This is a genomic window from Streptomyces sp. NPDC006326 (assembly GCF_040612915.1).
In the GTDB taxonomy this organism is placed as follows: domain Bacteria; phylum Actinomycetota; class Actinomycetes; order Streptomycetales; family Streptomycetaceae; genus Streptomyces.
In genome coordinates, this window is record NZ_JBEXRC010000011.1 from 25,101 (window position 1) to 45,244 (window position 20,144).

General features: G+C 72.4%; 18 protein-coding genes. 13 read left to right on the forward strand and 5 right to left on the reverse strand.

Annotated elements, in window-relative coordinates; genetic code table 11:
• The first annotated feature begins 12 nt into the window (after positions 1-12).
• The 7 genes from rsmD (at position 13) to mutM (ending at position 5,104) form a co-directional block, all read left to right on the forward strand.
• On the forward strand, positions 13-609 hold the full coding sequence (gene rsmD / locus ABZ128_RS11590; RefSeq protein ID WP_356847699.1) for a 16S rRNA (guanine(966)-N(2))-methyltransferase RsmD: 597 nt from the start codon (positions 13-15) through the stop codon (positions 607-609).
• 29 nt (positions 610-638) lie between these two features.
• A complete protein-coding gene (gene coaD, locus ABZ128_RS11595; RefSeq protein WP_356847846.1) occupies positions 639-1,118 on the forward strand; it encodes a pantetheine-phosphate adenylyltransferase in 480 nt (159 codons plus the stop codon).
• 104 nt (positions 1,119-1,222) lie between these two features.
• Entirely contained in the window at positions 1,223-2,272 is a 1,050-nt protein-coding gene (locus ABZ128_RS11600) for an ATP synthase F0 subunit B (protein ID WP_356847701.1), read from the forward strand.
• 69 nt (positions 2,273-2,341) lie between these two features.
• Positions 2,342-3,052 carry a DUF177 domain-containing protein gene (locus tag ABZ128_RS11605; protein ID WP_356847703.1) on the forward strand — a complete coding sequence of 237 codons (711 nt, stop codon included), beginning with the start codon at positions 2,342-2,344 and terminating at the stop codon, positions 3,050-3,052.
• A 2-nt stretch (positions 3,053-3,054) separates the two neighbouring features.
• Positions 3,055-3,228 carry a 50S ribosomal protein L32 gene (gene rpmF, locus ABZ128_RS11610; RefSeq protein WP_003965982.1) on the forward strand — a complete coding sequence of 58 codons (174 nt, stop codon included), beginning with the start codon at positions 3,055-3,057 and terminating at the stop codon, positions 3,226-3,228.
• A 19-nt stretch (positions 3,229-3,247) separates the two neighbouring features.
• Positions 3,248-4,108, forward strand: a complete 861-nt coding sequence (gene rnc / locus ABZ128_RS11615; protein ID WP_356847704.1) for a ribonuclease III — start codon at positions 3,248-3,250, stop codon at positions 4,106-4,108.
• Between the two features lie 126 nt (positions 4,109-4,234).
• Complete coding sequence (gene mutM / locus ABZ128_RS11620; RefSeq protein ID WP_356847848.1) at positions 4,235-5,104, forward strand: bifunctional DNA-formamidopyrimidine glycosylase/DNA-(apurinic or apyrimidinic site) lyase; 870 nt, start codon at positions 4,235-4,237, stop codon at positions 5,102-5,104.
• On the opposite strand, the gene ABZ128_RS11625 is transcribed toward mutM, so the two are convergent.
• Positions 5,077-5,484, reverse strand: coding sequence for a helix-turn-helix domain-containing protein (locus ABZ128_RS11625; protein WP_356847706.1), 408 nt, complete (start codon positions 5,482-5,484; stop codon positions 5,077-5,079). The genes mutM and ABZ128_RS11625 overlap by 28 nt on opposite strands.
• An 80-nt stretch (positions 5,485-5,564) precedes the next feature.
• On the reverse strand, positions 5,565-6,464 hold the full coding sequence (locus ABZ128_RS11630; RefSeq protein ID WP_356847708.1) for a CAP domain-containing protein: 900 nt from the start codon (positions 6,462-6,464) through the stop codon (positions 5,565-5,567).
• 136 nt (positions 6,465-6,600) lie between these two features.
• Here ABZ128_RS11630 and ABZ128_RS11635 point away from each other — a divergent pair, with 136 nt between their 5' ends.
• The 4 genes from ABZ128_RS11635 to ABZ128_RS11650 all read left to right on the forward strand — a co-directional run bounded on the left by ABZ128_RS11635 (position 6,601) and on the right by ABZ128_RS11650 (position 13,350).
• On the forward strand, positions 6,601-6,882 hold the full coding sequence (locus ABZ128_RS11635) for an acylphosphatase (RefSeq protein WP_356847709.1): 282 nt from the start codon (positions 6,601-6,603) through the stop codon (positions 6,880-6,882).
• 366 nt (positions 6,883-7,248) lie between these two features.
• Positions 7,249-7,464 (forward strand): hypothetical protein, encoded by a 216-nt coding sequence (locus ABZ128_RS11640; protein WP_030162422.1) that lies wholly within the window; start codon positions 7,249-7,251, stop codon positions 7,462-7,464.
• A gap of 151 nt (positions 7,465-7,615) precedes the next feature.
• On the forward strand, positions 7,616-11,644 hold the full coding sequence (locus ABZ128_RS11645; RefSeq protein WP_356847711.1) for an AAA family ATPase: 4,029 nt from the start codon (positions 7,616-7,618) through the stop codon (positions 11,642-11,644).
• 269 nt (positions 11,645-11,913) lie between these two features.
• The gene (locus ABZ128_RS11650) at positions 11,914-13,350 is read left to right on the forward strand and encodes a sugar porter family MFS transporter (RefSeq protein ID WP_356847712.1); all 1,437 of its coding nucleotides are present in this window, start codon (positions 11,914-11,916) and stop codon (positions 13,348-13,350) included.
• A 48-nt stretch (positions 13,351-13,398) separates the two neighbouring features.
• Here ABZ128_RS11650 and ABZ128_RS11655 read toward each other — a convergent pair whose 3' ends face one another.
• Together ABZ128_RS11655 and ABZ128_RS11660 are read right to left on the reverse strand one after the other, a co-directional pair.
• The gene (locus ABZ128_RS11655; RefSeq protein WP_356847714.1) at positions 13,399-14,385 is read right to left on the reverse strand and encodes an LLM class flavin-dependent oxidoreductase; all 987 of its coding nucleotides are present in this window, start codon (positions 14,383-14,385) and stop codon (positions 13,399-13,401) included.
• 71 nt (positions 14,386-14,456) lie between these two features.
• A complete protein-coding gene (locus tag ABZ128_RS11660; RefSeq protein ID WP_356847716.1) occupies positions 14,457-15,929 on the reverse strand; it encodes a cytosine permease in 1,473 nt (490 codons plus the stop codon).
• A gap of 146 nt (positions 15,930-16,075) precedes the next feature.
• Here ABZ128_RS11660 and ftsY point away from each other — a divergent pair, with 146 nt between their 5' ends.
• Positions 16,076-17,299: a signal recognition particle-docking protein FtsY gene (gene ftsY / locus ABZ128_RS11665; RefSeq protein WP_356847717.1), complete on the forward strand. Its 1,224-nt coding sequence runs from the start codon at positions 16,076-16,078 to the stop codon at positions 17,297-17,299.
• Positions 17,300-17,376: 77 nt separating this feature from the next.
• Here ftsY and ABZ128_RS11670 read toward each other — a convergent pair whose 3' ends face one another.
• The gene (locus tag ABZ128_RS11670; protein ID WP_356847718.1) at positions 17,377-18,045 is read right to left on the reverse strand and encodes a bifunctional DNA primase/polymerase; all 669 of its coding nucleotides are present in this window, start codon (positions 18,043-18,045) and stop codon (positions 17,377-17,379) included.
• 470 nt (positions 18,046-18,515) lie between these two features.
• Here ABZ128_RS11670 and ABZ128_RS11675 point away from each other — a divergent pair, with 470 nt between their 5' ends.
• Positions 18,516-19,946 (forward strand): hypothetical protein, encoded by a 1,431-nt coding sequence (locus tag ABZ128_RS11675; protein WP_356847849.1) that lies wholly within the window; start codon positions 18,516-18,518, stop codon positions 19,944-19,946.
• Positions 19,947-20,144 lie beyond the last annotated feature (198 nt).

A 20,144-nucleotide genomic window follows, 5' to 3' on the forward strand; every position in this document is an offset into this window, starting at 1 on the left:
CGTCAGTACCCCGTGACCGAAGGACCCCAGATGACCCGCGTGATCGCCGGCAGTGCCGGCGGGCGACGGCTGACCGTGCCCCCGGGCACCGGTACCCGGCCGACCTCGGACCGGATGCGCGAAGGCCTCTTCTCCACCTGGGAGTCCCTGCACGGCGTCGCGGGGTCACGGGTGCTCGACCTGTACGCCGGATCCGGCGCCGTCGGCCTGGAGGCCCTCTCCCGCGGCGCGGCCCACGCCCTGCTCGTCGAGACCGACCCCAAGGCCGCGAAGGCCATCCGGGACAACATCAGGGCGCTGGGCCTGCCCGGCGCCGAATTCCGGGCCGGCAAGGCCGAGCAGATCGTGGCGGCGGCAGCGGCCGGGGACCCGTACGACGTGGTCTTCCTGGACCCGCCCTACGCCGTCGGCCACGACGATCTTGGCGAGATCCTGCTCACACTCCGGTCCAATGGCTGGCTCACCGGCGATGCGCTCGTCACCGTGGAGCGCGGTACGAGGAGCGGTCCGTTCCCGTGGCCCGAGGGGTTCGAGCCGCTCCGCTCCAGGAAATACGGCGAGGGCACCCTTTGGTACGGTCGCGCCGCCTTCACCGGCGAAGATTCATGAAGACCGCACCGGAGAGCGAGGGACCCAAGTTGCGCCGCGCCGTCTGTCCCGGGTCATTCGACCCCATCACCAACGGACACCTCGACATCATCGGCCGGGCCTCCAGGCTCTACGACGTCGTGCACGTCGCCGTGATGATCAACCAGTCCAAGCAGGGGCTGTTCACCGTCGAGGAGCGGATCGAGCTGATCCGCGAGGCGACCGCCGGCTACGGCAACGTCGAGGTCGAGTCCTTCCACGGACTGCTCGTCGACTTCTGCAAGCAGCGCGAGATCCCCGCCATCGTCAAGGGGCTCCGCGCCGTCAGCGACTTCGACTACGAGCTGCAGATGGCCCAGATGAACATGGGCCTCTCGGGTGTGGAAACGCTGTTCGTGCCGACCAACCCCACCTACAGCTTCCTGTCCTCCTCCCTGGTCAAGGAGGTCGCCGCCTGGGGCGGCGACGTCGCCCACCTGCTGCCGCCGCACGTGCACGCGGCGCTGACCGAGCGCCTGGCGAACCGCTGACCGGCTGACGGGGCGTCAGTCGGTGTCGGGCGCCCCGCCGGTGGCCTTACAGTCGTCCCGTCCGTCTCAGGAACCGCCCCGAGGCCGAGAGAGTGCGAGCCCCCATGGACGTGCAGAAGAAGCTCGACGAGATCGTCGCGGCCGTCGGCAGCGCCCGGTCCATGCCCATGTCGGCCTCCTGCGTGATCAACCGCGCGGAGCTGCTGGCCCAGCTTGAGGAGGTGCGCCAGGCGCTGCCCGGCTCGCTCGCCCAGGCGCAGGAGCTCATCGGCGGCCGGGAGCAGATGGTCGAGGAGGCCCGCCGGGAGGCGGAGCGGATCATCGAGTCCGCGCACGCCCAGCGCGGCTCCCTGATCTCCGACACCGAGATCGCGCGCCGGTCACAGGACGAGGCGGACCGGATCCTGGCGGACGCCCGCCGGGAGGCCGAGGAGATCCGGGCCGAGGCCGACGACTACGTCGACAGCAAGCTCGCGAACTTCGAGGTCGTCCTCACCAAGACCATCGGCTCGGTGGACCGCGGCCGCGAGAAGCTGCTGGGCCGCGGCCCCGGCCTGGACGAGCAGGGCTATCCGGACGCGGAGGCGCCCGAGCGCAGCCACGACCCCGAGACGCAGCGGCAGCAGGCGGACGCGTACGTCGACAGCAAGCTGGCGACTTTCGAGGCGGTGCTCTCCAAGACCCTGGAGGCGGTCGGCCGCGGCCGGCAGAAGCTCCTGGGCCGGGTGCCCACGGACGACCTCGGCGCCCACATGGCGGCCCAGGACGCGGCGGGCGCCCCGCAGTCGCGCTCGGCCAGCGACGCGGACTTCCTGGCTGGCCTGGCGGAGCCGGAGAGCCCGGTGGCCCCGGTGATCCCGGCGCAGGCCCAGCCGGAGCCCGCGTACGACGCGTACGGCTACCCGCAGCCGCAGCAGGCCGGGCAGCAGGACGCGTACGGCTACCAGGACCCCTACGCCTACCAGCAGCAGGCCCAGCAGCCCGACCCCTACGCGATGGCCTACGAGCAGCAGGCCCAGCACCCCGACCCCTACGCGGCCTACCCGCCCCAGCAGCCGGTCCAGCCGCAGCAGCCCGCGCTCGACGAGACCAGCTTCTTCGACACGAGCATGATCAACCTGGAGCAGCTGCGCCAGTACGAGCAGGGCCGCTAGCACCGGATTGGGCTCTGGGCGAAGGGCCGGGTATCCTGGCCCTTCGGTCGCGCGTATGCACCGCGATCCATGCTGCCCTCAAGCGGCGGAATCTTTGATCTTCAGCGAACTGTGAAAGCAGGAACGGCCCTGAACACCCGCCTCGACCACCGCAACCCCCTCGTGTTCGACACGCACGAGCTGGGTCGGCGTCCTGGTGCCATGCAGCGGCTGTCCCGCGAGATCCCCGCTCCGGCGGACCTCGGTCTCGCCGGGGTCATCGGAGTGCCGGAAGGCGCCCCCCTGAAGCTCGAACTCCGCCTTGAGTCGGTCATGGAAGGGGTGCTTGTCACAGGCACCGTCCGTGCATCGGCCGAAGGGGAGTGCGTAAGGTGTCTGGAGGCCGTGGAGCGCAAGCTCGACGCGGACTTCCAGGAGATGTTCTCGTACCCTGACGCCGACGACCGGGGCCGCGCTCACGCGGAGCCGGCCGACGACGCCGAGGACGACGAGGACAGGCTCTTCCTAGAGGACGGCTTGTTCGACCTCGAACCCGTGCTGCGCGACGCGGTGGTGCTCGCACTGCCGCTGCAGCCGGTGTGCCGGGAGGACTGTCTCGGACTGTGCCCCGAATGCGGGGCCGGTCTGAACGACGACCCGGACCACCACCACGACGCCGTCGACATCCGTTGGGCGGCTTTGCAGGAACTCGTCGTGACCGATCAGGACGACGAGAAGGACAACATGAGCGGCACTGCATCTGACGACGTTCAGAGCGCCGCCGAGAAGCAGGAGAAGTAGCCGTGGCTGTTCCGAAGCGGAAGATGTCGCGCAGCAACACGCGCCACCGCCGGTCGCAGTGGAAGGCTGCGGTCCCCACCCTGGTTTCGTGTGAGCGTTGCCAGGAGCCGAAGCTCCAGCACATCGCGTGCCCGAGCTGCGGCACCTACAACAAGCGCCAGGTCCTCGAGGTCTGAGCGGCTGGTGAGAGGCGCAATGTCTGAGCTGTCCAACGCTGAGAAGCAGGCAGACAGTAACAACGCGGCCTCGTCCCACACGCTTCTGGAAGGGCGGCTCGGGTATCGACTTGAGTCCGCCCTTCTGGTGCGTGCGCTGACCCACCGCTCGTACGCGTACGAGAACGGCGGTCTGCCCACCAACGAGCGCCTGGAGTTCCTCGGGGACTCCGTACTCGGCCTGGTGGTCACCGACACGCTGTACACCACCCACCCCGACCTGCCGGAAGGCCAGCTGGCCAAACTGCGGGCCGCGGTGGTCAACTCGCGTGCACTGGCGGAGGTCGGACGCGGCCTCGACCTCGGCTCCTTCATCCGGCTCGGCCGGGGCGAAGAGGGCACGGGCGGCCGGGACAAGGCCTCCATCCTGGCCGACACCCTGGAAGCGGTGATCGGCGCGGTCTACCTCGACAAGGGCCTCGAAGCGGCCTCGGAGCTGGTGCACCGGCTCTTCGACCCGCTCATCGAGAAGTCCTCGAACCTCGGCGCGGGCCTGGACTGGAAGACCAGCCTCCAGGAGCTCACGGCGGCCGAGGGGCTCGGCGTGCCGGAGTACCTGGTCACCGAGACCGGTCCGGACCACGAGAAGACCTTCACTGCTGCCGCCCGCGTCGGTGGTGTCTCGTACGGCACCGGCACCGGCCGCAGCAAGAAGGAAGCGGAACAGCAGGCGGCGGAGTCCGCGTGGCGCGGGATCCGTGCCGCGGCGGACGAGCGGATCGCGGCGGAAGCCGCGGCCGCGGGCGCCGCTCAGGCCCCGGTGGCGGCTGCGGCCGGCACCGAGGCCGTGGCCGAGGACGGTGGGGCGCCGACACCCACCGACCCGACGCCGAGCGTCTGACCCTTCCTTCGGGACCTGCGCCCGCCCCTGCCGTGCAGGGGCGGGCGCTCGGGTTTCCCGGGCCCCGCGGGCCGGCCGGTAGGCTCGGCGGTGCCAGATGTACGCACCGCCGTGGAGGAGACCGCCGTGCCCGAGCTGCCCGAAGTAGAGGTCGTGCGGCGGGGTCTGGAGCGCTGGGTGGCCGGGCGGACGGTGGACGCCGTCGAGGTGCTGCACCCGCGGGCCGTGCGGCGGCACCCGGCCGGAGGCGCCGACTTCGCCGCGCGCCTCAAGGGGCAGACCATCGGCATACCGCGGCGCCGGGGCAAGTACCTCTGGCTGCCCCTGGAGGGGCGGGACCTCTCCGTCCTCGGGCACCTCGGCATGAGCGGGCAGCTCCTCGTCCAGCCCGAGGACGCCCCCGACGAGAAGCACCTGCGCATCCGGGTGCGGTTCCAGGACGACACCGGCACCGAGCTGCGCTTCGTGGACCAGCGCACCTTCGGCGGCCTGTCGCTCCACGAGAGCGTCGCCGGCAGCGCCGAGGGCCTGCCCGACGTCATCGCGCACATCGCCCGGGACCCCCTGGACCCCCTCTTCGACGAAGCCGCCTACCACCTCGCCCTGCGCGCCAAGCGGACCACCGTCAAGCGGGCCCTGCTCGACCAGTCGCTGATCAGCGGGGTCGGCAACATCTACGCCGACGAGGCGCTGTGGCGGGCCAGGCTGCACTACGAGCGCCCCACCGCCACCCTCACGCGCCCCCGGAGCACGGAACTCCTCGGCCATGTCCGGGACGTCATGAAGGCCGCCCTCGACGTCGGCGGCACCAGCTTCGACAGCCTCTACGTCAACGTGAACGGCGAGTCCGGCTACTTCGACCGTTCGCTCGACGCCTACGGGCGGGAGGACGAGCCCTGCCGGCGCTGCGGTACGCCGATGCGGCGGCGGCCCTGGATGAACCGCTCCAGCTACTTCTGCCCGCGCTGTCAGCGGCCCCCGCGCCCGGCGTCGTAGGAGGCGCGGGAATCGAGCACCTGCGGCATGCTCCCCTCCAGGAAGTGGATGAGGGCGAGCAGCCGGTCGGCGACCTCGATGCCGAGCGGGGTCAGCTCGTAGTCCACCCGCGGCGGATTCGTCGGCTGCGCCTCCCGGTGCACGATGCCGTCGCGCTCCAGGGCCTGCAGCGTCTGGGAGAGCATCTTCTCGCTGACCCCGTCGACCTTGCGGCGCAGCTCGTTGAAGCGGCAGGAGCCCCCGCGCAGGGCGCCCACGGTGAGGCTGCCCCAACGTCCGGTGACGTGTTCCAGGGTCTGCCGGGACGGGCACGCGCGCGCGAAGGCGTCGAAGGGCAGCGCGGCGGGGAGCGTGGCGGTCTCCGGCAGGTCGGTCTCCATGCCGCCAGCTTAGCTGCGCACAGCGCTGACCGACAGTGTGCGCTTTCGAATGGTTAGCGCTGGCCGCTTCGGTCGGCCGGTCAGAAGCCGAAGTCCTGCGTCCACCACGGGCCGCCGTCCGCGAAGTACGCGCCGACGCCCAGGGTGCGGAACTCGCAGTTGAGGATGTTCGCCCGGTGGCCGGGGCTGTTCATCCACGCGTTCATCACCGCCGCGGCGTCACCCTGCCCCCGGGCTATGTTCTCGCCGCCGAGGCCGGAGAGCCCCGCCTTGGTGGCGCGGTCCCACGGGCTGTTGCCGTCGGGGTCGGTGTGGTCGAAGAAGCCCCGGGTGGCCATGTCCTTGCTGAAGGCTCCGGCCAGCGCCGCGAGCGGCGGGTTCGCCCGGACGGGACCGCATCCGGCCTGGGCCCGCTCCTGGTTGACCAGGGCCAGTACGGCGGCCTCCTCGGCGGAGTGGCCGTCACCGGCGGGCGGGGCAGTCGGGGCCGGGGGCTTGGGGGCCGGGGGCTTCGGGGCCACGGGCCGGGGGGCCGGCGGCTTGGGTGCGGCCGGCTTGGGGGGCACCGGTGCGGCCGCGGGCTTCTCGGGCGCCTTGGCGGCGGCGGAGGGGGTCGCCGAGGCGGACGGGCTCGGTGAGGCCGAAGGGGAGGGAGAGGCCGAAGGGGAGGGGGATGCCGACGCAGAGGGGCTCGCCGGGTCGGCGGGGGCGGACGAGGCGCGGCCGGACAGGTTGGCGAGGCCGCCCTGCTGCTCCACCGCGGAGACGGGGGTCGGCGAGGCCTTGGCCCCCGCCCTGCTGCCCGAGCCGCTGGCGTCGACCCCGACGTAGGGGAAGGAGCCGCCGACCGGCACCATGCCGGTGGTGACGGCGGCCGTGCCGAGGACGACGGCCACCGAGATGCCGATCAGGCCGTTGCGGGCGGCGGTGCGGCCCTTGCCTGCGCGGCGCGGCTCGGCGGGGAGTCGGTGGCGTCCCATCGGCGCGTACCCTTCCTGGCGGGTGAAGATCATCCTTTACTCACCCAAATGGGTGAGTTCATTGGTGCGCGACTGTACGCCATGGGGCATGGGGGGCGATGCGGGCGGAAGGGGGCCGCCCGGTTAGCGTTCGCGCATGAACGAAGATGTCCGCCTGACCGCCTGGGTGCGCGGCCGTGTACAGCGCGTGGGCTTCCGCTGGTTCACCAGGGCCAATGCACTGGAGATCGGAGGGCTCGCCGGATTCGCGCTCAACCTCGACGACGGGCGAGTGCAGGTGGTGGCGGAAGGTCAACGTGAGAATTGCCACCGGCTGCTCGACTGGCTGCGGTCCGGCGACACGCCCGGGAGCGTCGACGGAGTGACAGAGATCTGGGGCACACCGCGCGGTGGCTACGACGGCTTCGACATCCGCTGAGCGATCCGCTGATCATGTACTGATCACATCGCCGGACAGGTCCCATACGGTCGGATCTGCACGTTCGCCGTCGACGCGTTGCCGCGCGATGCGATCCGTGGAAGGCTCGAAACAGCGGACGATCTCCACGTCCCTTGCGTGAGCCGGGCTGCCCGCCGATACGGGGCGTGATCGTGTTGACCGTCAAACTTTTTGGTGAGACGCTGGAAGCCCCGCGCACCTGAGCTGTTTGGCAGTGTTGGCAGTAGGCGTGTTAGCAAGAGAACGCGTGCAGTGACTGACAGTCGCTGCCGGACATCCGCGGGTGCGATTCCCTCACGACCCACACCGCTTCGGTCGGTCACTCAGTGTGGAGGACCATCCATCATGGCAAAGGCGCTTCTCGGTTACGTCGGCGGTTCCGACCCGCGACTCCTCGCCGAGATGCGACGGCTTCAGCAGCGCGTCCAGGACCTTGAGTCCGAGCTCGTACGGATTCAGTCCGAAAACGACGCGCTGAACGCGGCCGCCGCTCAGCACGGAGACTCGCTGCTGGACCGCATCGACATCGACGTACCCCAGGCGGAGCCTGCGCTCACCTGATCCGCTCACTCGTCGCTCGATTCCAGCCCCGCAGGATCTGCAAGGGACGCTTCGGCGTCCCTTCTCTCTTTCCGTCCGCTTTCCGTTCGACGTCAGTTGTGCCCTGCACCTTCATGGGTGAAACCGAAGGTGAAAGGTAGAGTCCGGCGGCGTGCACCTCAAGTCCCTGACCCTGCGAGGCTTCAAGTCCTTCGCCTCCGCAACGACCCTGCGCTTCGAGCCCGGCATCACGTGCGTGGTGGGGCCGAACGGCTCGGGAAAGTCCAACGTGGTGGACGCCCTGTCCTGGGTCATGGGCGAACAGGGAGCCAAGTCCCTGCGCGGCGGCAAGATGGAAGACGTCATCTTCGCCGGCACCACCGGCCGCCCGCCGCTCGGCCGGGCCGAGGTCTCCTTGACCATCGACAACTCCGACGGCGCCCTGCCGATCGAGTACGCCGAGGTCACCATCACGCGGATCATGTTCCGCGGGGGCAGCAGCGAGTACCAGATCAACGGTGACACGTGCCGTCTGCTCGACATCCAGGAGCTGCTCTCCGACTCCGGCATCGGCCGCGAGATGCACGTCATCGTCGGGCAGGGCCAGCTGGACTCCGTCCTGCACGCCGACCCGATGGGCCGCCGCGCCTTCATCGAGGAGGCGGCGGGGGTGCTGAAGCACCGCAAGCGCAAGGAGAAGGCGCTGCGGAAGCTGGACGCGATGCAGGCCAACCTCTCCCGCGTACAGGACCTGGGCGACGAGCTGCGCCGCCAGCTCAAGCCGCTGGGACGGCAGGCCGCGGTCGCCCGGCGGGCGGCCGTGATCCAGGCCGACCTGCGCGACGCGCGGCTGCGGCTGCTCGCCGACGACCTGGTCACCCTGCGGGGCGCGCTGGACGCGGAGATCGCGGACGAGGCGGCGCTGAAGGAGCGCAAGGAGGCCGCCGAGGCCCAGCTCGCGGACGCGCTGCGGCGCGAGGCCGAACTGGAGGAGGCCGTGAGGCAGCTGACGCCGCGGCTCCAGCGGGCGCAGCAGACCTGGTACGAGCTGTCGCAGCTCGCCGAGCGGGTACGGGGGACTGCGTCCCTGGCCGATGCCCGGGTCAAGTCGGCCTCGGCTCCGGGGGAGGAGGAGCGGCGGGGCCGCGACCCGGAGGACCTGGAACGCGAGGCCGCACGGATCCGCGAGCAGGAGGCCGAGCTGACGGCGGCTCTGGAGGCGGCCTCGCGCGCGCTGGAGGACACCGTCGAGCACCGGGCGGAGCTGGAGCGGTCCCTCGCCGAGGAGGAGCGGCGGCTGCGGGACGCGGCCCGGGCCATCGCCGACCGGCGTGAGGGCCTGGCCCGCCTGACCGGACGGCTGGGCGCGGCCCGGTCCCGGGCCGGTGCGGCGCAGGCCGAGATCGACCGGCTCGTGGCGGCGCGCGACGAGGCGGAGTCCCGGGCGGCCGCCGCGCAGGCGGAGTACGAAGCGCTGGCCGAGGAGGTCGGCGGCCTGGAGGACGCTTCGGCGGACGAGGAGTACGAGACGGCGCGGGCCGGGCTCGCCGAGGCGGAGGCCGCCCTGAGCGGGGCCCGGGACGCCCTGGCCGCGGCCGAACGCTCGCGGGCGGCGGTCTCGGCCCGGCGGGACGCGCTGGCGCTCGGGCTGCGCAGGAAGGACGGCACGGGAGCGCTCCTGGCGGCCCGGGAGCGGTTGACGGGCCTGCTGGGGCCTGCGGCGGAGCGCCTGTCGGTGGCCCCGGGCTACGAGGCGGCGGTGGCCGCGGCCTTCGGCTCCGCGGCGGACGCGCTGGCGGTGGCCTCGCCCGGGGCGGCGGCCGAGGCCATGCGCCACCTGCGCGACACGGACGCGGGCAAGGCCGCCTTCCTGATCGCCGCAGCCCCGCTGCCGCCCGACCCCGCCCACCCGGCCGAGCCCACCGCCGCCGACGGGGCCGAGCCGGCCGCTGCCCACCATGGCGAGCCCGCCGCCGCCGACCGGGCCGAGCCGGCCGCCGGGTATGCGGTCGAGCCCGCGGCTGCCCACCAGGGGGGCGGGCCCGCCGCTGACGACCGGGCCCAGCCCGTCACCCGGCACGCGGCCGGGCCCGCCGGCGCCGAGCCGGCCGCCCACCATGCGGTCGTGCCCGGCGCCGACCACCTGGGCGGGCCTGCCGCCCGGCAGGCGGTCTCGGGTGGTCATGACGGGCCGGCCGGGGGCGGGGTGGGAGCCGTGGGGGGTGACCGTTCGGCGTCGGTGGGGGGCCGGGTCGGCCTGCTCGGCGCGGCAGGCGAACCCGTCGAGGGCGCGGCCGCGCCGATGGTGCCGGGGCAGGGCACCGCCCGCACGGACGGGGCGCCGGGCTCCGGTCAGGGCGGCGCGCACGGGACGGGCCCGGCGGGCGCCCCGGGGCTGCCCGGCGTCGCCGTCGGAGCCGTGGTGCGGGGCGACGGCGGGCTGGAGGCGGCCGTGGCGCACATGCTGCGGGAGTACGTCGTCGTCCAGGACCTCGCCGAGGCCGAGGCGCTGGTCGGTGAGCGACCAGAGCTCGTCGCCGTGACCCTCGACGGAGACGTACTCGGTGCCCACCACGCGCAGGGCGGTTCCGCCGGGGCGCCCAGCCTGATCGAGGTACAGGCCGCCGTCGACGAGGCCACCGCCGAACTGGCCCGGCTCGACGAGGAGTGCCGGGACCTCGCCGAGGCCCGGGAGTCGGCCGCCGCGCTGCGCCGCGGGCTCGCCGCGCAGGTGGAGGAGACGGGCGAGCGGCGGCGCGCCGCCGAGCAGGCCCGGGCCGGGGTGGCCCAGCAGCTCGGCCGGCTCGCCGGACAGGCGAAGGGCGCCGCGGGCGAGGCCGAGCGCAGCGCCACCGCGGCGGCCAAGGCGCAGGACGCCCTGGAGCAGGCGCTGGCGGAGGTGGAGGAGTGCGCCGAGCGGCTCGCCATCGCCGAGGAGATGCCGGTGGAGGACGAGCCGGACACCGCCGTGCGCGACCGGCTCGCCGCCGACGGGGCCAACGCCCGGCAGACCGAGATGGAGGCCCGGCTCCAGCTCAGGACGCACGAGGAGCGGGTCAAGGGGCTGGCCGGCCGGGCCGATGGACTTGACCGGGCCGCCAGGGCGGAACGCGAGGCCCGCGCCCGCGCCGAGCGCCGCCGGGCACGGCTGCGCCACGAGGCCCAGGTGGCCCGGGCCGTCGGCGACGGGGCCCGCCAGCTCCTCGCCCACCTGGAGGTGTCGCTGCTCCGGGCCGAACAGGAGCGCGCGGCCGCCGAACACGCCAAGGGCCTGCGCGAGCGGGAGCTCGGCGAGGCCCGCACCCGCGGGCGCGACCTCAAGGCCGAGCTCGACAAGCTCACCGACTCCGTGCACCGCGGCGAGGTCCTCGGCGCCGAGAAGCGGCTGCGCATCGAGCAGGTGGAGGGCCGGGCCCTGGAGGAGTTCGGGATCGAGGCGGCCGACCTGACGGCGGAGTACGGGCCCGACCAGCCGGTGCCGCCGAGCCCGCCCGCCGACGGGGAGGAGCTGCCGGACGATCCCGAGCACCCGCGCAACCGGCCCGGTCCCTTCGTACGGGCCCAGCAGGAGAAGCGGCTCAAGGCCGCGGAGCGCGCCTACCAGCAGCTCGGCAAGGTGAACCCGCTCGCCCTGGAGGAGTTCGCCGCCCTGGAGGAGCGGCACCGGTTCCTGAGCGAGCAGCTGGAGGACCTGCGCAAGACCCGCGCCGACCTGCTCCAGGTGGTGAAGGAGGTCGACGAGCGCGTCGAGCAGGTCTTCACCGAGGCGTACCGGGACACCGCCCGGGAGTTCGAGGGCGTCTTCTCGCGGCTGTTCCCCGGCGGCGAGGGCCGGCTGGTCCTCACCGACCCCGACCACATGCTCACCACCGGCGTGGACGTCGAGGCCCGCCCGCCCGGCAAGAAGGTCAAGCGGCTCTCGCTGCTCTCGGGCGGTGAGCGGTCGTTGACCGCCGTCGCGCTGCTGGTGTCCATCTTCAAGGCCCGGCCCAGCCCGTTCTACGTCATGGACGAGGTCGAGGCCGCGCTCGACGACACCAACCTCCAGCGGCTGATCCGGATCATGGAGGAGCTCCAGGAGAGCTCCCAGCTGATCGTCATCACGCACCAGAAGCGGACCATGGAGGTCGCGGACGCGCTCTACGGCGTCTCCATGCAGGGCGACGGGGTCTCCAAGGTCATCAGCCAGCGCCTGCGCTGACACGGTTCCGTCCGGCCCACGGGTCGCTGTTCCCCTGCTCTGTTCAAGAAATGAAGCGCCTGCCCCGGGATCCCTTACTTATTCCTCGACAGCTGAAGTTCTCCTCAGCTATTGACTTCAAGAACTGAACACATAGGCTCGCTCCCGCTGCCTTATCCCTTCGGGTGGTGCCGGATCTTGTCCTGTGCGCCACTGGAAGGGCCCCCACGACCCACCCCCACGACCCACCCCACCGCCCGCCACTGCAGCCGGGCACGCAGGAGCAGACCTTGACCAGCAGCAGCACGGCCTCGGCGCCGGCCCCGGGCGGCGGCCGGGCCGCCCATCCCGACCACCTCGGCCACGTCGTCTTCATCACCGCCGCGGCCGCGATGGGCGGCTTCCTCTTCGGCTACGACAGCTCCGTGATCAACGGCGCCGTCGTCGCCATCCGCGAGCGCTTCGACATCGGCTCCGAGGCGCTGGCCCAGGTCATCGCCGCCGCCCTGATCGGCTGCGCCCTGGGCGCAGCCACCGCCGGCCGCATCGCCGACCGGATCGGCCGCATCCGCTGCATGCAGATCGCCGCCCTGCTGTTCACGGCGAGCGCGATCGGCTCGGCCCTGCCCTTCGCCCTCTGGGACCTGGCCATGTGGCGGGTCATCGGCGGCTTCGGCATCGGCATGGCCTCGGTCATCGGTCCCGCCTACATCGCCGAGGTGTCCCCCGCCGCCTACCGCGGCCGGCTCGCCTCCTTCCAGCAGGCCGCGATCGTGATCGGCATCGCCGTCTCGCAGCTCGTCAACTGGGGGATCCTGAACCTCGCCGACGGGGAGCAGCGCGGCAAGGTCGGCGGCTTCGAAGCCTGGCAGTGGATGCTCGGCGTCATGGTCGTCCCGGCCGTGCTCTACGGGCTGATGTCCTTCGTGATCCCGGAGTCCCCTCGCTTCCTCATCTCCGTCGGCCGCACGGCGGAGGCCAAGAAGGTGCTGAGCGAGGTCGAGGGCTCGAAGATCGACCTCGACGCACGCGTCGCCGAGATCGACCTGGCCATGCGCTCCGAGCACAAGTCCACCTTCCGCGACCTCCTCGGGGGCCGCGTCGGCTTCCTGCCCATCGTCTGGGTCGGCATCGGACTGTCGGTCTTCCAGCAGCTCGTCGGCATCAACGTGATCTTCTACTACAGCTCCTCGCTGTGGCAGTCCGTCGGCATCGACCCGACCAGCTCGTTCCTCTACTCCTTCACCACGTCGATCATCAACATCGCCGGCACGGTGATCGCGATGATCTTCGTCGACCGGATCGGCCGCAAGCCGCTCGCGCTCATCGGCTCGGCCGGCATGGCGGTCTCCCTCGGGTTCGCCGCCTGGGCGTTCTCGTACAAGGAGGGCACGGGCGACCACATCTCCATGCCCGACACCCAGGGGACGGTCGCCCTGGTCGCCGCGCACTCCTTCGTGCTCTTCTTCGCCCTCTCGTGGGGCGTGGTGGTCTGGGTGCTGCTCGGCGAGATGTTCCCCAACCGCATCCGCGCGGCGGCGCTCGGCGTCGCCGCCGCCGCCCAGTGGGTGGCCAACTGGCTGATCACCGTGACGTTCCCGAGCCTGTCCGACTGGGACCTCTCCGGGGCGTACGTCATCTACACGGTCTTCGCCGCGCTCTCGATCCCGTTCATCCTCAAGTGGGTGCCGGAGACGAAGGGCAAGGCGTTGGAGGAGATGGGGTAACCATCCCCGCCACCACCCCTCTCCTCTCGCAGCAGGTGCTGCCCCCGCTCACTCCTTGAGCCGGGGCAGCACCTGTTCGCACAACAGGTGCAGGCTGCGCCAGCCCTCGTCCAGCGGCATCCCGCCGCACAGCGGGTGCAGGACCAGGTTCCCCGCCTCGCCCGCGCCTCGGGCGTGGGCGACCGCCTCCTCCGGGGTCAGCACCCGGTACACGCCCTCCGCGCGCAGTTCCGCCACCGAGCGGGCGGCCGACCGTACCGCGCTGCGGATCTCCTTGGACTGCCAGGAGGCGTACGTCTGCGCCTCGTGCAGGAAACACTCCCCGTGCTCCGCCCACACCCGGTCCGGGTTCTCGGCGATGTGCAGCAGCGGGGTCTCGGCCGCGGGCATCATGCAGAACCCCTCCGTCCCGTACTCCGCGAGCCTGGCGTTGTAGTACGCCTCCAGCTCCGGCAGGTGTGCACTGGGGAAGAACGGCAGTCCGAGCCGGGCGGCCCGCCGGGCCGCCGCCTCGGAGCTGCCGCCGACCAGGAGCAGCGGGTGCGGCCGGGTGAACGGCGTCGGGGTGACCCGCACCGTGCGGCCGCGGTAGGTGAAGGGCTCGCCCGTCCACGCCTTCAGCAGGGTCTCCAGCAGCTCGTCCTGGAGCCGGCCGCGCCGCGACCACGCGACGCCGTGCTGCTCGTACTCCTGCGGCCGGTAGCCGATGCCCGCGACGGTGACGAGGCGGCCCCCGCTGAGCAGGTCGAGGACCGCGATGTCCTCGGCGGCCCTCAGCGGGTCGTACAGCGGGCCGATGACCGCCGAGACGGTGACGGCGATCCGCCGGGTCGCGCCGAAGACCGCGCCCGCGAAGGCGAAGGGCGAGGGCAGCCAGTTGTTGCCGGTGCCGTGGTGCTCCTCGGTCTGGACGGTGTCGATGCCCCGGTCGTCCGCGTACCGCGCCATCTCCAGCGCCGCCTTGTAGCGGGCGGAGAGGGAGGCGGGCGTGCCGTTCGGGTCGACGAGATTGAACCGGGCCACGGTGACGGGCATGCGGAAGTCCCCCTTCGCGAGGCCGCCGGACGAGGGCGGGCGGGCGAAGGGGGACGTTAGCTGACGTCGCGTCAGTTGGACAGGCTTCCGGCGGGCTCGGGCTCGGGCTCGGGTTCCCCGGCCCCGGCGTCGGCGGCCGGCGCGGCGGACTCCGCGCGCGGCAGTACGGCGTACAGCAGACCCGCGGTGAGGATGCCGGCGGCCCAGCCCAGCCCGTTGCGCCCCACCCAGGTGCCGGCGAGCGGCCCGCCGAACCAGTCGACCTCGGTGAACAGCAGCCCCACCACCAGCGCCAGGCCCCAGGCGGTCATGGCCTGCCAGGCGAACCCGCCCCGGTACCAGTAGGCGCTGGAGGCAGTGGTGTCGAGCAGCGCGGCGGCGTCGTACCGGGTCCGGCGCAGCATGTCCGCGCCGAAGACGCCGATCCACGCGGAGAACGCCACCGCCAGCAGGGTCAGGAAGGAGATGAACGATCCGAAGAAGCTGGTGGCCACCACCATCAGCAGGAAGCCGAACACCAGGCTGATCACGGCGTTGACACTGACGGCCCAGGCGCGCGGGACCCGGATGCCGAGGGTCTGCGCGGTGAAGCCCGCCGAGTACATGGACATCGAGTTGATCAGCAGCATGCCGACGAGCGCGATGAGCAGGTAGGGGACCGCGATCCAGACGGGCAGAAGATTGCCGATGAAGGAGACCGGGTCCTGCGCGCTCGCCAGGTCCGGGGTGCCCACGGCCATGACCGCGCCCATCAGCACCATCGGGATGACGACCACTGCGGCGCCGCCGACCGTCGCGCCGACCATCTTCCTGGCCGAGGCCGTCCGCGGCAGGTAGCGGGTGAAGTCCGGGCCGGAGGGGACCCAGCTGATCCCGCCCGCGGCGATGGTCCCGATCCCCGCGACCATCATCGCCGTCGAGCCGGCCGGCTTGGCGAAGACGGCGGACCAGTCGCTCTCCACGACCAGGTAGCCGAGCACGAGCACGCTGAAGGCGCCGAACAGGTACGTCGACCAGGTCGAGCAGACGCGCAGCGCGCGGATGCCCAGCCCGGAGACCAGGAAGGTGCACCCGACGAAGAGCAGCAGGGTGACCACGACGAGAAGCGTGTTCTTCTTCACTCCGCACAGCAGGTCCAGCACCGTGAGCACGGCGAACGCGCCGCTGACCGCGTTGATGGTCTCCCAGCCCCAGCGGGCGACCCAGATCAGCGCTCCGGGGAAGAGGTTGCCGCGCTGCCCGAACACGGCCCTGGAGAGCGCCATGCCGGGGGCTCCGCCGCGCTTGCCGGCGATCGAGATCAGGCCGACGAGCCCGTACGAGACGACCGGCGAGGCGATCGCGACGACCAGCACCTGCCAGATGTTGAGCCCGTTGAAGATGACCAGGCCCGCACCCATGGTCAGCAGCAGCACGCTGATGTTGGCGGCGACCCAGGTGGGTACGAGCTCGCGGACCCGGCCACCGCGCTCGGAGTCCGGGACGGGTTCGAGGCCGCGGGTCTCCAGTGCTCCGTCGACGGGCTCGGCGGACTCGGCAGGCATGCACTACTCCAGGGCGGAAGGGGCCAAACGGGGGAGTCGCCCATCATCACCGCTTCCACGCGAAAACCCCAAACAGCGACTTACGGGCCGGCCCGAAACGCCGGGGACCCGGCTCCGGGGCGCCCGTGGCCGATACTGGTGGGGTTATGGACATCCTCATCCTTGCTGTAGTCATCGCCCTGGTCGCGGTCGGCGCGATCAGCGGGCTCGTGGTCGCCAGCCGCAAGAAGAAGCAGCTGCCGCCGCCGGCGCCGCCCAGCACGCCGACCATCACTGCCCCGCCCGCCGAACCGCAGGTGGGGGAGGACGCCGCACCGACGGCGGAAGAGCCCCGCCGCACGATCGAGGAGGTCGATCTCCCCGACGCGGAGACGGCCGTCCAGTCGCCGGTCGCCGTCGAGGACCCGGTCGTCGCGGCCCCGCCCGCGCCCGCGATCGAGGTGCCCGAGCCCACCGCGGGCCGCCTCGTACGGCTCCGGGCGCGCCTCGCGCGCTCGCAGAACTCGCTCGGCAAGGGCCTGCTCACGCTGCTCTCCCGAGAGCACCTCGACGAGGACACCTGGGAGGAGGTCGAGGAGACCCTCCTCATCGCCGACGTCGGTGTCGCACCCACCCAGGAGCTGGTGGACCGGCTCCGCGAGCGGGTCAGGGTGCTCGGCACCCGCACCCCGGCGGACCTGCGCGCGCTGCTGAAGGAGGAGCTGCTGACCCTGGTCGGCACCGACTTCGACCGCGAGGTGAAGACCGAGAGCGGCACCGAGACCCCCGGCGTGGTGATGGTCGTCGGCGTCAATGGCACCGGCAAGACCACCACCACCGGCAAGCTGGCCCGCGTGCTGGTCGCCGACGGCCGCAGCGTGGTGCTCGGCGCGGCCGACACCTTCCGCGCCGCCGCCGCCGACCAGCTCCAGACCTGGGGCGAGCGGGTGGGCGCGCGGACCGTGCGGGGTCCCGAGGGCGGTGACCCGGCCTCCATCGCCTACGACGCGGTCAAGGAGGGCATCGCGGAGGGCGCCGACGTGGTGCTCATCGACACCGCCGGCCGCCTGCACACCAAGACCGGCCTCATGGACGAGCTCGGCAAGGTCAAGCGCGTCGTGGAGAAGCACGGCCCGCTCGACGAGGTCCTGCTGGTCCTGGACGCCACCACCGGGCAGAACGGCCTGACCCAGGCCCGCGTCTTCGCCGAGGTCGTGGACATCACCGGCATCGTGCTGACCAAGCTCGACGGCACCGCCAAGGGCGGCATCGTGGTCGCCGTCCAGCGCGAGCTCGGCGTCCCCGTCAAGCTCGTCGGCCTGGGGGAGGGCCCGGACGACCTGGCCCCCTTCGAGCCGGAGGCCTTCGTCGACGCCCTGATCGGCGACTGACCCGGGCCCCTGCCCTCGTACGCATGCCAGTGCCCCCGTGTCCGGCCGGATACGGGGGCACCGGCATGCACGGGGGATCAGCGGCGCAGGCGGTGGCAGATGTAGGCGAGGGTGCCCAGCAGGAGCCGCGCCTGCGGCAGCCCGCCCGCGCCGTCGAGCGCGGGCGGGCGCAGCCAGCTCACCGGACCCAGCCCGGCGTGGTCGGACGGCGGCGCGGTCAGGAAGGAGCCGAGCCCCTGCGCGTGCAGGTCCAGGTCGGCGTCGTCCCAGCCCATCCGGTACAGCAGCTGCGGCAGCTCGGCCGCCGCGCCCGGGGCCACGAAGAACTGGGCGCGGCCGTCCGGGGTGGCGGTGACCGGACCCAGCGGCAGACCCATCCGCTCCAGCCGGACCAGCGCCCGGCGCCCGGCCTCCTGGGACACCTCGATGAGGTCGAAGCTGCGGCCCACCGGCAGCAGGACGGCCGCGCCCGGGTACTCGCCCCAGGTCTGGGTGACCTCGTCGAGGGTGGCGCCCGCCGGGACGGTGGGCGCGAGGGGCAGCGGGTGCGCCCCGGGTGCGCCGCACTGCGCACGGCCGCAGGAGCAGTCCCGGGCGGGGGCCGCGGCTCGGGCGCCGGGGACCACGTCCCAGCCCCACAGGCCCGTGTACTCCGCCACCGCCGTGCACTCCGACGTCCGGCCGCGCCGCCGGGAGCCGGATCGGAACTCCTTGGTGCTGCGGCTGCCGCCGATCGTGAAGCCCATGCCCATGCCCCCTCCAACGGGTCGGACGCGCCGGTGGTTACGACGGGGGGCGGGACCGGATGACCGCACGGACCCGGGTGAACCGGCACGGCGCACTCCTCGCCGCGCGCGCCCGGAGCGCACTCCTTTCCAACCGGTCGTTCCGCCTCCGTGTCAAGTGAATCGCGCCCCGGCGGTGGCGAGTTCATTCAAAGGGGTGGCGAATGGTGGCGTTTCTGGATTCGGGCTCCCCGCAGGGGTGATCGTAGGATTACTTTCGGTGCACGAACCCCGGAAGGCGGCCCCGTTCGTGGGTATGCCGGAGGCAAGGTGTGAAGGACTCGTGAAGGTCCGTGGCGGCGCCCGCCGCCCCAGCCAGGGTTTCGTGTGAAGAGGCCTGAGCGGATGGGGGCGTTCCAGTGAGCGGCAGCAGCGCAAGCGGAACGAACGCGGAACCGGGGATCCCGGGCGCTGCCGCCCGCAACGAACAACTGACCTCCTGGTTCGTCCGCAGCGGCTGGTCCAAGGGCGAGCTCGCCCGCCAGGTCAACCGGCGGGCCCGCCAGATGGGCGCCCACCACATCAGCACGGACACCTCCCGGGTGCGCCGCTGGCTCGACGGCGAGCAGCCCCGCGAGCCGGTCCCGAGAATCCTCTCCGAGCTGTTCTCGGAGCGCTTCGGCTCCGTCGTCGCCATCGAACAGCTCGGGCTGCGCACCGCCCACCAGACCCCTTCGGTCTCCGGGGTGGACCTGCCCTGGGCCGGCCCGCAGACCATCGAGCTGCTCGGCGAGTTCTCCCGCAGCGACCTGATGCTGGCCCGCCGCGGCTTCCTCGGCACCTCCCTCGCCCTCTCCGCCGGTCCCGCCCTCATCGAGCCCATGCAGCGCTGGCTCGTGCCGGTCCCGGCCGCCGATCCGGTCCCGCGCGAGGCGGCGGCCGGCGCCCTCGGGGGACACCGGCCGCCCCGGCTGTCCGAACCGGAACTCGGCCTCCTGGAGGCCACCACCGTGATGTTCCGCCAGTGGGACGCCCAGTGCGGGGGCGGGCTGCGCCGCAAGGCCGTCGTCGGCCAGCTCCACGAGGTAACCGACCTGCTCCAGGAGAGCCACCCGGCGCCCGTCATGAAACGGCTCTTCAAGGTGGCCGCGGAGCTCGCCGAACTGGCCGGCTGGATGAGCTACGACATCGGCCTGCACCCCACCGCGCAGAAGTACTTCGTCCTCGCCCTGCACGCCGCGAAGGAAGGCGGGGACAAGCCGCTCGGCTCGTACATCCTCTCCAGCATGAGCCGCCAGATGATCCACCTGGGCCGCCCCGAGGACGCCCTGGAACTCATCCACCTCGCGCAGTACGGCAGCCGCGACTGCGCGGGCCCGCGCACCCAGGCCATGCTGTATGCGATGGAGGCCCGCGCCTACGCCAACATGGGCCAGCCCAGCCGCTGCAAGCGGGCCGTCCGCATGGCCGAGGACACCTTCTGCGACGTCGGCTTCGGCGGCGAACCCGAGCCCGACTGGATCCGGTTCTTCTCCGAGGCCGAACTGAACGGCGAGAACTCCCACTCGTACCGCGACCTGGCCTACGTCGCGGGCCGCAGCCCCATGTACGCCTCCCTCGCGGAACCCGTGATGGAGCGGGCCGTCGCCCTCTTCGAGAAGGACCAGGAGCACCAGCGCTCCTACGCCCTCAACCTCATCGGCATGGCCACCGTCCACCTGCTCCAGCGCGAACCCGAGCAGGCCGCCGTCCTCGTCGACAAGGCCCTCGACGTGGCGGGAAAGGTGCGGTCCGAACGGGTGAACACCCGGCTGCGCAAGACCGTCGACACCGCGGCCCGCGAATACGGCGGCGTCGCCGAGATCGTCCGGCTCACCGACCACCTCGCCTCCCGGCTCCCCGAAGCCGCGGAGGCCGTCTGACGGCCCCTGGCGGACGCCCCCGGCCCCGGCCGCGGCAGTCACCCCGTGTAGCCCGATCAGGCTCCCCCAGCCAGGTCACCCGGGTGCTGCCGCGGCCGGCTCACCCCGTACAGCCGTTCATGGACGCGTAACACGCCCGACCTCTTCGTCACCGCCGTGAAACATCGAGCGGCGCCGCCGGAAACCGGCCTGCGCGAG